17 protein-coding genes are annotated in these 14,705 nt (G+C 69.2%); 13 read left to right on the top strand and 4 right to left on the bottom strand.

What is annotated here, in order from left to right:
- Window positions 1–9: 9 nt before the first annotated feature.
- Window positions 10–1,314 carry a nicotinate phosphoribosyltransferase gene (locus tag ACFWY9_RS00560; RefSeq protein WP_378328633.1) on the bottom strand — a complete coding sequence of 435 codons (1,305 nt, stop codon included), beginning with the start codon at window positions 1,312–1,314 and terminating at the stop codon, window positions 10–12.
- A 75-nt stretch (window positions 1,315–1,389) separates the two neighbouring features.
- On the opposite strand from ACFWY9_RS00560, the gene clpS reads away from it, so the two are divergent.
- From clpS to ACFWY9_RS00575, 3 genes are all read left to right on the top strand, one after another.
- Window positions 1,390–1,689 carry an ATP-dependent Clp protease adapter ClpS gene (clpS, locus tag ACFWY9_RS00565; RefSeq protein WP_378328632.1) on the top strand — a complete coding sequence of 100 codons (300 nt, stop codon included), beginning with the start codon at window positions 1,390–1,392 and terminating at the stop codon, window positions 1,687–1,689.
- On the top strand, window positions 1,686–2,243 hold the full coding sequence (locus ACFWY9_RS00570; RefSeq protein ID WP_378328631.1) for a DUF2017 domain-containing protein: 558 nt from the start codon (window positions 1,686–1,688) through the stop codon (window positions 2,241–2,243). Before clpS ends, ACFWY9_RS00570 begins: the two co-directional genes overlap by 4 nt.
- Window positions 2,244–2,421: 178 nt before the next feature.
- The gene (locus tag ACFWY9_RS00575; RefSeq protein WP_378328630.1) at window positions 2,422–3,429 is read left to right on the top strand and encodes a P1 family peptidase; all 1,008 of its coding nucleotides are present in this window, start codon (window positions 2,422–2,424) and stop codon (window positions 3,427–3,429) included.
- A gap of 22 nt (window positions 3,430–3,451) precedes the next feature.
- Here the strand turns inward: ACFWY9_RS00575 and ACFWY9_RS00580 are convergent, their stop codons facing one another.
- Window positions 3,452–3,832, bottom strand: a complete 381-nt coding sequence (locus tag ACFWY9_RS00580) for a hypothetical protein (protein WP_378328629.1) — start codon at window positions 3,830–3,832, stop codon at window positions 3,452–3,454.
- A gap of 110 nt (window positions 3,833–3,942) precedes the next feature.
- Between ACFWY9_RS00580 and ACFWY9_RS00585 the strand changes: the two genes are divergently transcribed.
- From ACFWY9_RS00585 to ACFWY9_RS00600, 4 genes are all read left to right on the top strand, one after another.
- Complete coding sequence (locus ACFWY9_RS00585) at window positions 3,943–4,359, top strand: Mov34/MPN/PAD-1 family protein (RefSeq protein ID WP_378328628.1); 417 nt, start codon at window positions 3,943–3,945, stop codon at window positions 4,357–4,359.
- A 70-nt stretch (window positions 4,360–4,429) separates the two neighbouring features.
- Entirely contained in the window at window positions 4,430–4,702 is a 273-nt protein-coding gene (locus ACFWY9_RS00590; RefSeq protein WP_378328627.1) for a MoaD/ThiS family protein, read from the top strand.
- 3 nt (window positions 4,703–4,705) lie between these two features.
- Window positions 4,706–5,656 (top strand): PLP-dependent cysteine synthase family protein, encoded by a 951-nt coding sequence (locus tag ACFWY9_RS00595; RefSeq protein WP_378328626.1) that lies wholly within the window; start codon window positions 4,706–4,708, stop codon window positions 5,654–5,656.
- Window positions 5,657–5,726: 70 nt separating this feature from the next.
- Window positions 5,727–6,446 (top strand): aspartate/glutamate racemase family protein, encoded by a 720-nt coding sequence (locus tag ACFWY9_RS00600; protein WP_378337803.1) that lies wholly within the window; start codon window positions 5,727–5,729, stop codon window positions 6,444–6,446.
- On the opposite strand, the gene ACFWY9_RS00605 is transcribed toward ACFWY9_RS00600, so the two are convergent.
- Complete coding sequence (locus ACFWY9_RS00605; RefSeq protein ID WP_378337804.1) at window positions 6,401–7,273, bottom strand: arylamine N-acetyltransferase; 873 nt, start codon at window positions 7,271–7,273, stop codon at window positions 6,401–6,403. The genes ACFWY9_RS00600 and ACFWY9_RS00605 overlap by 46 nt on opposite strands.
- A 120-nt stretch (window positions 7,274–7,393) precedes the next feature.
- On the opposite strand from ACFWY9_RS00605, the gene ACFWY9_RS00610 reads away from it, so the two are divergent.
- The 6 genes from ACFWY9_RS00610 to rdgB are packed head-to-tail and all read left to right on the top strand — an operon-like array spanning window position 7,394 to window position 11,511.
- On the top strand, window positions 7,394–8,053 hold the full coding sequence (locus ACFWY9_RS00610; RefSeq protein WP_378337805.1) for a rhomboid family intramembrane serine protease: 660 nt from the start codon (window positions 7,394–7,396) through the stop codon (window positions 8,051–8,053).
- Window positions 8,050–8,856 carry a glutamate racemase gene (gene murI, locus ACFWY9_RS00615; RefSeq protein ID WP_378328622.1) on the top strand — a complete coding sequence of 269 codons (807 nt, stop codon included), beginning with the start codon at window positions 8,050–8,052 and terminating at the stop codon, window positions 8,854–8,856. The genes ACFWY9_RS00610 and murI overlap by 4 nt, the downstream gene beginning before the upstream one ends.
- 29 nt (window positions 8,857–8,885) lie before the next feature.
- On the top strand, window positions 8,886–9,653 hold the full coding sequence (locus ACFWY9_RS00620; protein WP_378328621.1) for an MBL fold metallo-hydrolase: 768 nt from the start codon (window positions 8,886–8,888) through the stop codon (window positions 9,651–9,653).
- On the top strand, window positions 9,643–10,122 hold the full coding sequence (locus ACFWY9_RS00625) for a PaaI family thioesterase (RefSeq protein ID WP_378328620.1): 480 nt from the start codon (window positions 9,643–9,645) through the stop codon (window positions 10,120–10,122). Before ACFWY9_RS00620 ends, ACFWY9_RS00625 begins: the two co-directional genes overlap by 11 nt.
- A 10-nt stretch (window positions 10,123–10,132) precedes the next feature.
- Complete coding sequence (rph, locus tag ACFWY9_RS00630) at window positions 10,133–10,909, top strand: ribonuclease PH (protein WP_378328619.1); 777 nt, start codon at window positions 10,133–10,135, stop codon at window positions 10,907–10,909.
- A complete protein-coding gene (gene rdgB / locus ACFWY9_RS00635) occupies window positions 10,906–11,511 on the top strand; it encodes an RdgB/HAM1 family non-canonical purine NTP pyrophosphatase (protein ID WP_378337806.1) in 606 nt (201 codons plus the stop codon). Before rph ends, rdgB begins: the two co-directional genes overlap by 4 nt.
- Here the strand turns inward: rdgB and ACFWY9_RS00640 are convergent.
- Window positions 11,508–14,687, bottom strand: a complete 3,180-nt coding sequence (locus tag ACFWY9_RS00640) for an NACHT domain-containing protein (protein ID WP_378337807.1) — start codon at window positions 14,685–14,687, stop codon at window positions 11,508–11,510. The two genes, rdgB and ACFWY9_RS00640, sit on opposite strands and share 4 nt — an antisense overlap.
- Window positions 14,688–14,705: the final 18 nt, after the last annotated feature.

The raw sequence follows: 14,705 nt of genomic DNA on the forward strand, positions 1-14,705 counted from the left end.
TCTTGCCTCCTAGAGGAAAAGCGTCGGAATCGCGGGCTCGCCGTGCGAGAGCTTGAGGCCCTCCCAAGGCAGGCTCACCAGCCCTCGGCGCAGCCGCTGCCGCGCGTCGTCGAGCGTGGGCACATCATCCACCGTGCGCCCGGCCCGGACCAGGGGAATCTGCAGCAGCTGGTCGTCGGCGCCACGTTCGGGCGCGGGCGCGGAGGTGGTCCAGACGACCTCCTCGACGGCGGTGCCGGTGCTGCGCAGCCGCCGCATCGCGGACTTCCGGCCGCCGCGGGACTCCTTGTGGGCACTGCGTTTGGCCACCGGATTGCCGTCCACCTCGACGAGCTTGTAGACCATGCCCGCGGTCGGCGCGCCGGAGCCGGTGACCACCGAGGTGCCGACGCCGTACGCGTCGACGGGCTCCGCGCGCAGCGCCGCGATGGCGTGTTCGTCCAGGTCGCCGGACACGACGATCCGGGTGTCCTTCGCGCCGAGCGCGTCCAGCTGCTCGCGGGCCTTGCGGGCGAGCGGGCCGACGTCGCCGGAGTCGATCCGGATCGCGCCGAGCTCCGGCCCGGCGACGCGGACCGCGGTCTCGATGCCCTTGGTGATGTCGTAGGTGTCCACCAGCAGCGTGGTGTCCGCGCCCATCTTGCTCACCTGCGCGCGGAACGCGGCTTCCTCGCTGTCGTGCAGCAGCATGAACGCGTGTGCGACGGTGCCGCGGGTGGGGATGCCGTAGCGGCGGCCCGCCTCCAGATTGGACGTCGTCGCGAAGCCCGCCAGGTAGGCGGCGCGCGCGGCGGCGACGGCGGCGTACTCGTGGGTCCGCCGCCCGCCCATCTCGATGATCGGCCGCCCGTGCGCGGCGCCGGACATCCTGGCCGCCGCCGAGGCGATCGCGCTGTCGTGGTTGAGGATCGACAGCACCAGCGTCTCGAGCACGACCGCTTCGGCGAAGCTGCCGGACACGGTGAGGATCGGCGAGCCGGGGAAGTACAGCTCGCCCTCGGGATAGCCGTCGATGTCGCCGGAGAACTCGTAGTCGGCGAGCCAGGACAGCGTCGCGTCGTCGACGACCGCGGTGGCTTCCAGCTGCGCCAGTTCGGCGTCGGTGAAGCGGAAGTCCGCGATGGCGTCGAGCACGCGGGCCGTGCCGGCGACGACGCCGTAGCGGCGGCCGTCGGGCAGCCTGCGTGCGAAAACCTCGAAAACGCAGGGGCGTTCGGCCGTGCCATCGGCCAGCGCGCTGCTCAGCATGGTCAGTTCGTAGTGATCGGTGAGCAGCGCCGTGCTGGCGCCGGTGCCCGGCTCCGGTGAACCCATAGGAGTCACCCTATTCACCCACACGGCCGGACCTGGCACGGCGTGCCTTGTCGGCTCCGTGACACCATGGTGTGTATGTCGACGCCAGTCGCCTCCGAACAGACGCAGGTCGAGCCCGCCGGAGCAGAGCACGCCGCTACGGACAAACCGTGGCGCACCATTGTGTGGAACGATCCGGTGAACCTCATGTCATACGTGACCTATGTCTTCCAGAAGCTGTTCGGGTACAGCAGAGATCACGCGACCAAGCTGATGCTGGACGTGCACCACAAGGGCAAGGCGATCGTGTCGTCGGGCTCCAAGGAGAAGGTGGAGACCGACGTGGCGAAGCTGCACGCGGCGGGGCTGTGGGCGACCATGGAACAGCCCTCGTGAACGGTTGGCGCCGCAAGGGCGAAACGATCGTCGCCGGGTTCGAGCAGCAGGAGGCCGCGGTCCTGCGCGGGCTGGTCAGCCAGCTCGAGGACATGCTGCGCGCGCGTGCCGAGGAGGCACCGCAGGACGAGCTGGCCGAGCTCACCGGCATCCGCACCGGCCCGACGGAGTCCCCGGACGACCCGGTGCTCTCCCGGCTGCTGCCGGACTTCCACCGGCTCGACCCGGACAACCCGACGCGCGAGGAGCTCGACTCCGCCGCCGCGATGCGGTCGCTGCACGAGCCGGAGCTGCTGGACCTGAAGGTCGGGGTCGCCGAGACCGTGCTCGACACGCTGCCGCGTGACGGCGGGAACGTGCGGCTGACCTTCGAACAGGCCGACGCGTGGCTGAGCGCGCTCAACGACGTCCGGCTGGCGCTGGGCACCGCGCTCGACGTCACCGAGGACATGCCGGACGAGCTGCCGGAGGAGGACCCGCGCTCGGCGCATCTCGGTGTCTACCACTGGCTGACCTGGGTCCAGGAGACGCTGATCCAGGCGCTCACCGCATGAGCGAAGCTTGCGAGCGAATCATGGATTCTGTGCCATTCGTTACCAATCCGACGGCAGCCACGGCGGAAACGGGTACTTACGAGCTGGTCGGCTGCGGACCGTATCCGCCTGCTTTCGGTCGGATTGGTATCAGGCGCCCAAGAGGATTGAACACTGTCTCGCGGAGCGAGGCCGCCGCGTGACGGCGTCGCTGCGGAACCAGCTCACCGACGTCCCCGGGATCCTGGTCGGCCACCACGAGCGGATCGGCGACGGCTGGGCGACGGGCACGACGGTCGTGCTCGTGCCCGGCGGCGCGACCGGCGCGGTCGACCAGCGGGGCGGCGCGCCGGGAACGCGCGAGACCGATCTGCTGCGGCCGGAGAACGTGGTCCAGCAGGTCAACGCGGTGTGCCTGTCCGGCGGAAGCGCGTACGGTCTCGCGGCGGCCGACGGCGTCATGCGCTGGCTCGGCGAGCGGAACCTCGGCACCCCGGTCGGCAGGGAACCACACGAGGTCGTGCCGATCGTGCCCGGCGCGGTGATCTTCGACCTGCCACGCAGCGAGTGGGGCAAGCGCCCGGACTCCGCTTTCGGTTACGCCGCTTGCGAAGCGGCCGTGCCGGGGCCCGTCGCGCAGGGCAGCGTCGGTGCGGGAGCGGGCGCGGCCGTCGGTTCGCTCAAGGGCGGGGTCGGCACGGCGAGTGAGCGGGTGGGCGGCTTCACCGTCGGCGCGCTGGCCGTGGTCAACGCGGCGGGCGAGGCCGTCGATCTCCGTACCGGGCGGGCATTTGCCGCCGATCACGAGGTCGACGGCGAGTTCGGCGTGCGATGGCCGGACCGGCCCGGCGACATCACGCCACGGCCGACGGACCTGAACACGACGATCGGCGTGGTCGCGACCGACGCGGTGCTGTCGAAGGCGGAGGCGCGCAGGCTCGCCGTCGCCGCGCAGGACGGCGTGGCGCGGGCGGTGCGTCCGGCACACACGATGTTCGACGGGGACACGGTGTTCGCGCTGGCGACCGGCGACCGCGAACTGCCGGACGAGCGGGCGCCACGGGTGCGGGCGTGGAACGAGCTGAGTTCGGCGGCGGCGCGGGTGTTCGCGCGGGCGATGGTGCACGGCATGCTGGCGGCGACCACCGCGGGCGGGATCCCGGCTTACCGCGACGTCTGGCCGGAGGCCTGGCCCGGAACGCCGTAACGCGCTTCGCCGCGTGTGAGGCTCACAGGTCGGGGAGCGGGTCGTCCGGGAGAGCGTTCTGGGTGCTCTCCAGATTCGCCGCGCGGACGGCCGCGATGTACTCCTCGTCGATCTCCAGCTCGATTCCGCCGACCGAGAGCACCGGGCCGAGTGACGACTCGACCTCGAGCGGGCCGAGTTCGGTGGAGCGGGGCAGGCGTTCCCAGATCTGTGTCGGCCGGTTCCGCCGCCACCGGCTGCAGGCGAGGATCGTCACGTGCCGGTCGGTCACCATCACCAGGAACCCGACGTGCATGCGCATCCGGTTGATGGAGATCGACATCCCGGGGATCAGGTACTGGATCCGCTCGTCGGTCCCCAGGTACATCCGGCAGCGGTCGCGTACTTTCGACGACAGGGGCACCTGACCAGTGTTCCGGATCCGGAGACACGGTGGGGAGCCTTTGCGAAGCTCTTGACCAGGGCAAGAGGCGTAAGTCTCACCATCTGGACGCGTTGTGTCCAGCACGTAAGATGTCCCACGTGCTCCGGATTCGCCGTGAACTCGTCGACGAAATCGTCGCCCACGCCCGTCGTGACCATCCCGACGAGGCCTGTGGCGTGATCGCCGGTCCCGTGGGCTCGGACAGCCCCGAGCGCTTCGTCCCGATGCTCAACGCGGCGCGGTCGCCGACGTTCTACGAGTTCGACTCGGCCGACCTGCTGAAGCTGTACCGGGAGATGGACGCGAACGACGAGGTGCCGGTGGTCATCTACCACTCGCACACCGCGACCGAGGCGTACCCGTCGCGGACCGACGCGTCCATCGCCGCCGAGCCGGACGCGCACTACGTGCTCGTGTCCACCAGGGACCCCGATACGCACGAGTTCCGCTCGTACCGCATCGTGGACGCCGAGATCACCGAGGAGCCCGTCGAGATCGTCGACTGACTTCCCGAGCCGGAATAAAGCGGGCCACCTGAGGCGTCTGCGAGAGAGAATCCACCGGAGGTAAGAACCCATGGCCGTGACCGTGTCCATCCCGACCATCCTGCGCACCCACACCGGCGGCGAGAAGTCCGTCGAGGCGGCGGGCAGCACTGTCCTCGAGGTCATCGACGACGTCGAGTCGCGCCACGCCGGGATCAAGGCGCGCCTGGTCAAGGAGGAGAAGCTGCACCGCTTCATCAACGTCTACGTCAACGACGAGGACGTCCGCTTCGCCGGTGGCCTCGGCGCCGAGGTCAAGGACGGCGACACCCTGACCATCCTCCCCGCCGTGGCGGGCGGCTGAGCCATGGCTCGCTTCGAGTCCCTGCTCGACGCGCTCGGCGGAACTCCGCTGGTCGGGTTGCCGCGGCTGTCCCCGACCCACGACGTCCGGTTGTGGGCGAAGCTGGAGGACCGCAACCCGACCGGTTCGATCAAGGACCGCCCCGCGCTGGCGATGATCGAGGCCGCCGAGCGCGAAGGCATACTCCGGCGCGGTTCGACGATCCTGGAGCCCACCTCGGGCAACACCGGGATCTCGCTGGCCATGGCCGCGAAGCTCAAGGGCTACGGCCTGGTGTGCGTGATGCCGGAGAACACCTCGGCCGAGCGCAAGCAGCTGCTGCAGGCGTACGGCGCGCGGATCGTGTTCTCCCCGGCCGCGGGCGGGTCCAACGAGGCCGTGCGCCGCGCGAAGGAGCTGGCCGAGGCCAATCCGGACTGGGTCATGCTCTACCAGTACGGCAACCCGGCCAACGCCGACGCGCACTACCGCGGCACCGGCCCCGAGCTGCTGAAGGACCTGCCGACGCTGACCCACTTCGTCGGCGGTCTGGGCACGACGGGCACCCTCGTCGGTGTCGGGCGCTATCTGCACGAGGCGAAGCCGGAGGTGCAGATCATCGCCGCCGAGCCGCGCTACGGCGAGCTGGTGTACGGGCTGCGCAATCTCGACGAGGGATTCGTGCCCGAACTGTACGATCCGTCCGTCCTCAATGGACGGTACTCGGTCGGCGCGTACGACGCCTTGCGCCGCACCCGCGAACTGCTGGAGCACGAGGGCATCTTCGCCGGGATCTCCACCGGCGCGGTGCTGCACGCGGCGCTCGCCGTGGCCGAGAAGGCGGCAGCACGTGGCGAGCCTGCCGACGTCGCCTTCGTGGTCGCCGACGCCGGGTGGAAGTACCTGTCCACCGGCGCCTACTCCGGCTCCCTCGACGAAGCCGCCGAACGCCTCGACGGCCAGCTCTGGGCCTAGCTCCGCCCTCCACTCTTTGAGGGCATGGGCGCTTGGGCCACGGCGAACACGGGACCGGCAGACTGGCCGGATGAAGACCATCGGGTTGCTGGGCGGGATGAGCTGGGAGTCGTCGGCTGAGTACTACCGGCTCGTCAACAAGCGGGTCAAGGCCGTGCGAGGTGGCTTCCACTCCGCGCGCACGGTGTTGTACTCGGTCGACTTCGCGGAAATCGAGGCGATGCAGGCCGAGGGGCGCTGGGACGACGCCGGCGCGGAACTCAACCGCGCGGCGCGGGCGCTGGAGGCCGCGGGTGCCGACTTCGTCGTGCTGTGCACCAACACCATGCACAAGGTCGCCGACCGGCTCACCGAAGGTCTCGGCATCCCGCTGCTGCACCTCGCCGACACGACCGCGAAAGCGATCCTCGACGCCGGGCTGAAGCGCGTCGGCCTGCTCGGGACCGGGTTCACCATGGCCCAGCCGTTCTATCGCGAACGGCTCGCCGCGCACGGTCTCGATGTCCTGGTGCCAGAACCCGATGACGCCGAACGTGTGCACCGGATCATCTACGACGAACTGGTGCTCGGCGTGGTCACCGAGGAGTCCCGGGAGGCCTACCGCGCGATCATCCGGCGGCTGGCCGGGGCCGGGGCCGAGGGCGTGATCTACGGCTGCACCGAGATCGAGCTGCTGGTCGGCGCCGGCGACAGCCCGGTACCGACCTTCCCGACGACCCGGCTGCACGCCGAGACCGCGGCCGACTACGCGCTGGGCACCACCTCGCTCCCCGCCGCTCCGGCCAGGTGAGCCTCGTGCTGGCCGAGGACCAGGCGCCACAGGCGCTCCCGCTCCTCGCCGGTGAACGCCTCGGCCGGGATGCCGAAGACGTCGGCGAGCGCCGTCCACCAGTCCCCAGGTGACTCCAGGACCGCTTTTTTCTCGACGTCGCCGCTGCGGCTGAGGGTGAGCGCCCGCAGCGTGTCGACGCCGCGGGAATCGAGGCTTTGCACTACGCACACCCGGACGAACCCCGACTCCGGCGACGTGGACAGCCAGTGGTGCCGTTCCGTGAAATCGGGCATCTCGGCCGCGCCAGGCGCGAAGTCCATCCCGACGAAGCTGCCCGCCGGGTCGTGGTCGAACCGCCAGCCGCCGGGGACGACGTCGGAGGCACGCAGCCGGTAGGTGTGCGGGCCCTGGGAGAACTCGCCGTACCGCAGGGGCACCGGCTCATACAGCCCGTCACCGAGCCCGACGTCGGCGAACCACGTCGTCTCCGGATCGTCCGGCAGGCCGGTGACGGTCAGCCCCAGATGGCTGCGGTTGAGGTTCGGCGAGTCCTCGGCGCTGCTCTGCACTCCGCAGAGGTGCCGCGTGACCTGGTAGCCGAGTGCGCGCAGCAGCGCGGAGAACGCGCCGTTGAGGTGATAGCAGTAGCCGCCCCGGCCCCGCAGGATCCGTGCCAGCGAGGCCTCCGGCGCCAGCGGTGTGACACGTTCGAGCGCGATCTCCAGCGCCTCGTACGGGACGCGTTCGATGTGCGCGCTGTGCAGCCGCCGCAGGGCGTCCGCGCTCGGCGGCTCGGCCGCGCAGCCGAGCCGGTGCAGATAGGCGGTGACGTCGAGATTCCCCATGTCGCGCAGGCTAGCGGTGCGCACCGACAAACTCGGCACGGCACAGCCCGGGTCACCCGGGGTGTGGATCAGGGATTTCACCCGAGGTGGGCCGCCGGTCGCCGACGTAGCCTGGGTGATGTGAGCACTTTGCCCGAGCCGTCGTCCGCTGGCGTGCCCGCCACCGATCCGGCCAAACGTGTCCTGCCGCCGAACCCGAAGGCGGCCGCGATCGTCGCGCTGTCCTTCACCGCGCTGCTCTATCTCGTCGAGCTGGTGGACGCGATCCTCCCGGCGCGGCTGGACCTGGCCGGCATCCACTCACGCGAGCTGTCCGGGCTCGACGGTGTCCTGTGGGCTCCGCTGCTGCACGCGGGCTGGTCGCACCTGTTCTCGAACACCGTCCCGGTGCTGATCTTCAGCTTCCTCGCGATGGCCGCGGGAATCGGGCGCTGGGCGATCGTGACGGCGATCATCTGGGTGGTCTCCGGCCTCGGGGTCTGGCTGGTCGGGCCGTCGGACGCGGTGACGGTCGGCGCGTCCGGGCTCGCCTTCGGCTGGCTCGCGTTCCTGCTGGTCCGGGGCATTTTCAACCGGGCGTTCGGGCAGATACTGGTCGCGGTGGTCCTGCTCGGCGTGTGGAGCGGGATGCTGTGGGGCCTGTTGCCCGGCAATCCGGGGATCTCCTGGCAGGGACATCTGTTCGGCGCGCTGTCCGGGGTGCTCGCGGCCTGGCTCATGGCCCGAGCGGACAAGGCCAAGAAGGTCACGCCCGGCGGCCCGGGTAACCTCGGGGTGTGAGTTCAGCGCCCGTCGACGCCCCGATCGGCGTTTTCGATTCCGGCGTCGGCGGGCTCACCGTCGCGAGGGCGATCCTCGAACAGCTCCCCGGTGAACAGCTGCGGTACGTCGGCGACACCGCGCGGAACCCCTACGGCCCGCTGCCCATCGCCACCGCGCGCGAGTACGCGCTCGAGCGGTTCGACGAACTCGTCGAGAGCGGGGTGAAGGCGCTGGTCATCGCGTGCAACACGGCGTCGGCGGCCTGCCTGCGCGACGCCCGCGAGCGCTACGACATCCCGGTCGTCGAGGTCGTCCTCCCCGCCGCGCGGCGGGCCGCGCGCGTGACCCACACCGGGCGGGTCGGGGTCATCGGCACCGAGGGGACCGTTCGTTCGCTCGCCTACGACGACGCGTTCGCCGCCGCCCCGGACATCCGGCTCACCAGCGTCGCCTGCCCGCGGTTCGTGGACTTCGTCGAGCGGGGGATCACGACCGGCAGGCAGGTGCTCGGGCTCGCCCAGGGCTACCTGGAGCCGCTGCTCGACGCCGACGTCGACACGCTCGTCATGGGCTGCACGCATTACCCGCTGTTGGCCGGGGTGTTGCAGATCGTGATGGGGCCCGAGGTGACGCTGGTGTCGAGCGCGGAGGAGACCGCGAAGGACCTCGTCCGCGTGCTCACCGAACGCGAACTGCTCGCCGAGCGGGAGACCCCGCCCCGGCACGAGTTCGTCGCGACCGGGTCGGCCGAGCCGTTCGCGCGGCTCGCCCAGCGTTTCATGGGGTTCGCGCCGGGTGTGCTTGCTCCTACTGGCGGGTAGAAAAGGTTCCGGACGCTTAGGGTGGCGTGGTGCGACTGACGATCCTCGGCTGCTCGGGCAGCATCCCCGGGCCGAACACCGCCGCGTCCGGCTATCTGCTCGAGGCGGAGGGCTTCCTGCTGGCCATCGAGCTCGGCAACGGGACACTCGCGCAGCTCCAGACTGTCGCCGACCCGTTCGACCTCGACGCGCTGGTGCTCAGCCACCTGCATCCGGACCACTGCGCGGACGTCAGCGCGCTCACCGTGTTGCGCCGCTACCATCCGGCGCCGCCCTACCCGGCCAGGCCGCGGCGGCTGCCGGTGCACGCTCCGGTGGACGCGCCTTGGCGGCTCGCGAACGCCTACGCGCCGAACGAGACCGAACGCGCCGAGACCGACCTTTCGGACGTCTTCGCGTTCCATCCGCTGCGGGACGAGCGGACGCTGATCGGCCCGTTCGAGGTCACCGCGGTGCCGGTCGATCATCCGACGCCCGCCTTCGGCCTGCGGATCTCCTACGGGGGCAGGATTCTCGCCTACACCGGGGACACCGGCCCGTGCGCGGCGCTGGGCGAGCTGGCCGACGGCGTCGACGTCCTGCTGTCGGAGGCGTCCTGGACCGACTCCGCGGACCGGCCGGCGGGGGTGCACCTGTCGGGCAAGCAGGCCGGCGAACTGGCCAAGGACGCCGGCGCCGGACGGCTGCTGCTCACGCACGTCGCCCCCTGGACCGATCGGGACGCCGTGCTGGCCGAGGCGAAGGCGATCTTCCCGAACGCCGAACTCGTCGAGCAGGGCGCGGTCTATGACGTCTGAGGCGATCGGTGAAGGGTTCCTCAACCCCGACGGGCACGACCAGTTGCTGCGCACGGATCCGGCGGTGTTCGGGGAGTTTCCCGGCACGCTGGGCATCACCACCGTCGAACTGAGCGACCGGCACGGCTGTTTCGAGCTCACCGTGCGGCCGGAGTTCCGGTCGCAGTTCGGGATCCAGCACGGCGGGGTGGTGGCGGCGCTCGTCGACCACAGCCTCGGTTCGGTGCTGCTGCCGCACGTCGAGGCGGGCACCTGGCCGGCCACCCTCGAGTTCAAGATGAACTTCCTCGCGCCCGTGCGTGCCGGGGTGGTGCGGGCGACGGCGACAATCCTGGCCAGGCGGCGTTCGGTCGCGATCGTGCGGATCGACGTCGAGAACGACGGTCGTCAGGTCGCCGCGGCGCAGGGCACGGTGTCCTTCCAGACGCCCTCGCGGTCCGGGGACGGGGCCCCGGGAGCGACGCCCTAGAGTGCAAGGCGTGGCGAGAAAAGATGGCAGGAACGACGACCAGCTGCGCGACGTCAAGATCACCCGGGGTTTCCAGCGGTGGCCCGCGGGTTCGGTGCTGATCGAGTTCGGCGACACGCGCGTGCTGTGCGCGGCGAGCGTCACCGAAGGCGTGCCACGCTGGCGTGCCGGGTCCGGGCTGGGCTGGGTGACGGCCGAGTACGCGATGCTGCCCTCGGCGACGAACACCCGCGGCGACCGTGAGTCCGTCAAGGGTCGCATCGGCGGGCGTACCCACGAGATCTCCCGGCTGATCGGCCGGTCGCTGCGCGCGTGCATCGATCTGGCCGCGCTCGGCGAGAACACGATCGTCATCGACTGCGACGTCATCCAGGCCGACGGTGGCACCCGCACGGCCGCGGTGACCGGTGGCTATGTCGCGCTCGCGGACGCCGTCACCTGGCTCGGCGCGGCGAACCGGCTGGCCGACCCGCAGCCGCTGTCCTCGTCGGTCGCCGCGGTCAGCGTCGGCGTCGTCGACGGGCGCGTGCGGCTGGACCTGCCGTACGAGGAGGACTCGCGGGCCGAGGTCGACATGAACGTCGTCGCGACCGACGCGGGCACGCTCGTCGAGGTACAGGGTACCGGCGAGGGCGCGACGTTCGCGCGGTCCACTTTGGACACGATGCTGGACATGGCACAGGCGGGCTGCGCGGAGCTGACGCGGCTGCAGAAGGAGGCACTGGCGTTGCCCTACCCCGGCGAGCTGCCGGAGCCGCGGCCGGACAAGAAGAAGGGCTCGAAGTGACCCGACTGCTGCTGGCGACCCGGAACGCGAAGAAACTCGGCGAGCTGCGGCGGATCCTGGACGCCGAGGGCATTCAGGGCATCGAGGTCATCGGTCTCGCCGACGTCGAGGAGTTCCCCGAGGCGCCGGAGACGGCCCCGGACTTCGAGGGCAACGCCGTCGCGAAGGCCCGCGACGCTGTCGCGGCGACCGGCCTGCCTGCCATCGCGGACGACTCGGGCATCTCCGTCGACGCGCTGAACGGCATGCCAGGTGTGCTTTCCGCGCGCTGGTCCGGGAAGCACGGTGACGACGAGGCGAACCTCGATCTCGTCCTGGCACAGCTTTCGGACACCCCGGACGAGCGGATGGGTGCCGCGTTCGTGTGTGCGGCGGCTCTTGTCCTGCCGGACGGGACGGAAACCGTGGTGCGCGGTGAATGGCGGGGCTCGCTGGTGCGGGAACGCCGTGGTACCAACGGGTTTGGTTACGACCCGATCTTCGTGCCGGACGGTGAGACGCGGACATCGGCGGAGCTGTCGCCGGAGGAGAAGGACGCCGATTCGCACCGGGGCCGTGCGTTGCGTGCTCTGCTGCCGGACCTGCGCAAGCTGGCTGGTTAGTAGATCTTCAGCTTTACGCCAGGACCGAGCCGGTCCAGGCCGGTTATGTCCCCCACCGTGTCTACCTCGATGTGCAGGTCGAGGTCGGCCAGTGGGGAGAGATCGATATTCGAGTGGAGTCGGGTGAACTCGATCTGCTTCAAGGTGGGTATCGCTGCCAATGGTCGTAGGTCGCCAACGGTAGCGTCCTGGAATTCGACGCTGGTCAAGGGAAGTTCGCTCAGTGCACTCAAATCGTGGAGGATGCAGTATCCGAGTGTGAGTTTCTTCAGATTTGGAAATGTATCGGTGAGATATTGTAGCATATTCTTGACGGGGCTGTCGTAAAGCACGAGAATTGACACACTGGACAGTGGCTTGGCGGTCGGCATTATGTCGTGTGTGCAGCCGTTGAGGTAGAGGTGATCCAGCTTCGGAAGGTCTGCAAGTGCCTCGATATCGCGAGCATGCATAAGGCCCAGGTATTGGAGACCCTCCATGTCTCCTAGTGCTGTTATGCTGCGGAGGGGCTTCTTGGGAAGTAGGTACAAGAAGTTCAGATTCGCCAGCCTCTTCAACTTTGCGATGTTAGTAAATGTTCCTGCGAACATGAGTGTCAGCATTTCAAGATGATCGTGTTCGGAAATTGGGCTCAGGTCTACGTCTGCGGTGCGCCGGAAGGTCGCGTTCAGTGTTTTTAGGTGCGGGATGCCTGAAAACTGTAGTAGGTCGGTGTATTCCTCGGTGCTGTTGAGTGCAGCGCGCAGTCCGCTTAGCTGTGACAACTGTTTGGCGTAGGGTAATAGTCGACCTGTCGTTATGGTGATTTCACCCTCGTCGAGTGGGGCGTTCGTCAGGACTTCGTTTACATAGTTCTGAGGATCGAAGTATCGCCAAACAGACGCGAGTTGCCGCTGTACGGCAGGGCGAGGGTCCGGTGCGTATCGCTTCAGCGTTGCCAGTGCCTCGGAGCCGCCGGTCAATGCCGCGGCCCGGACGGTGGCTGCGGCGGCGCTCTCGGTCAGACTATCCAAAGTAGACGGTAGATAGCGCAGGATGCGCGGCCCGATCGTCGAGAGCGACCGCGTCTCCCGGATATTCCTCGGCGGTACCAGCTTCGTCTGGATCACGCCCTCCACCCGGGCGAGCACCTCGGGGTCCACATCGCTCACCGTTTCCAGGCACGCCGCCGCGAGGAGCCGCAGGCGCCGGGCATAGCGCGATTCGGCATCCGCCCGGTCCAGAATCCCGCGCAACAGCTCGCCGACCTGGTGGTGCTTCGCGTGCCCACAAGCCATGATCGTGGTTTCCCACCACGTGTCCAGATGCGCGTGGCTGACCAGCACGTCCAGATAATCGTGCTCGGTCGCCTCGCTCGCGGCCAGGTACTCCTGGAACGTCCGGTGCACGAAGTCGATCCGGCCACGCACTGGCTCCCGCAGCACACCGCTGCGTTCCACCAGATGATCGAGCACAGCGGCGGGCTCGTGATCGACGCGCGGCACTGAACGGAGGCGGCGCGTAACGTGCTCGGAGACCTTCTCCCGGGGCAGTTCGACCTTGCCCGCCAACGTCAGCCGCCAAGCCAGATCACCGAGCAGCACCTGTTTCTGCGATTCGGTCAGCAGCACCGCGATGCCGCGTTCGGTGTCCCGCAGGTGCATCAGCATCGCCATGGCCTTGCGGTACAGATCCATCCGGTCACGCGGCAGTTCCGACCGGTGCGCGAGGTTGAGCGCGCACAGCATGGCGCACAGGAGCGGGCTCGCGGCGAGTTTGCGCAGCTGGGGGTGGCTGTCGAGCTGGTTGAGCAGGCGCCGCTGGACGGCAGCCAGATCGACGTCGTGGCGGGCTGTGCCGCTCGCCGCCTGGTGCCAGCGTTCGGTGAGTGTCTGGATGTCGTCGGCGGACATCGGTTCCAGCAGGACCGAGCCGAAACCCTGCTGGCGCAACCAGTTCTGGTCCGCAGCGGCCGTTCGTGAGGTGACGACGAACCGCGCCTTCGGGAAGGTGAGGGTCAGCTCGTTGAGCCAGTTCCGGATTTCCCGGCGATGCGACGCACCCACCTCGTCGACGCCGTCGACCAGCACCATGGCCTTACCGCTGTCGAGGACCCGGCGCGTCCAGTCCCGGGGCATCTTGCTCGCCAACGTGGGCGTGACGTGCGCGACGAAGTCCTCGTGCCCGGGAGGTGGCTCGGCGGCGAAACTCCGTAGCCGGACCGGGAAGGCGACATAGCCGTTCCAGTCGGCCAGTTTGCCGGTGAATCCGCCGCGCGCGGCGGTGACGGCGAGCCAGTCGAGCAGGGTCGTCTTGCCCGAGCCCGCCTCGCCACGGACCAGCGTCCGGAGCTGGCCGCCGATCGCGGTCTCCACACGCATGGTGGCGTGGCCGTCCCGGCGATGGCGTTTGTCGAACCACAGCTCGTCCGGCCCGTGATCGCGCAGCCGAGGCCCCTCGCTCGTCGCTGACACGCTCAGGCTCAGATACGCGACGGACAACGGCAGCGCGGGCTGGTCGTCCATCGGCAGGCCGAGCAGTTCCAGCCGGTCGAGCTTGCGCGCCAGCAGGTCCAGATACTCCGCGCGGAACTCGCTGTCGGTGTCGACAGGGGCGTCGAGAGCGGTCTTCGGTAGCCGCGCGAGCAGTTCCTCCAGCTGCTCGGACTGACGGCTCAGCCTGCCGAGCAGCTCGACCAGCGTCCGGGGCTGGAACGACGGCAGATGCCGGATGATCTGCACGAGATGGCGGCAGGACAGGTCGAGCGCCAGTTCGTACAAGGCGGTCGCGCGGGGTGCGAGCATCCGTTGTTCGGCGAGGTCGGGGAGGCCCTCACGGACCCGCCGGGCGAGTTTCTCCGGGGAAAGGTCGTCGGAGAGTAGCGCTTCGTCCGAAAGATCCGCCTCGTTCAGGGCGTCCTCGACGGCGAGGAAGGCGGCGTTGACCTCGTTGCCCGGCAGGGTGGCGAACCGGTCGGCCAGCACCGGTTCCAGCTGCTCGGCCACCTGGGTCCCGATCGTCTGGACCAGGTTCTCCAGTTTCCGCTGCTCCAGCGGTCCTTTGAGCTCCTGCGCGGCGAGTTCCGCCAGGTCGGCCGCACGTTCGAACCGGTCCTTGCGCCGCTGCAGCCACGATTTCGCGGCGTGCGTCGCGATGGTGCCGCCCAGTTTGAGCGCGAAAGTCTCCAGCCCGGCCACATGCCCTCCCCAAGCATT

The sequence above is a fragment of the Amycolatopsis sp. NPDC059027 genome, from assembly GCF_042739735.1.
In the GTDB taxonomy this organism is placed as follows: domain Bacteria; phylum Actinomycetota; class Actinomycetes; order Mycobacteriales; family Pseudonocardiaceae; genus Amycolatopsis.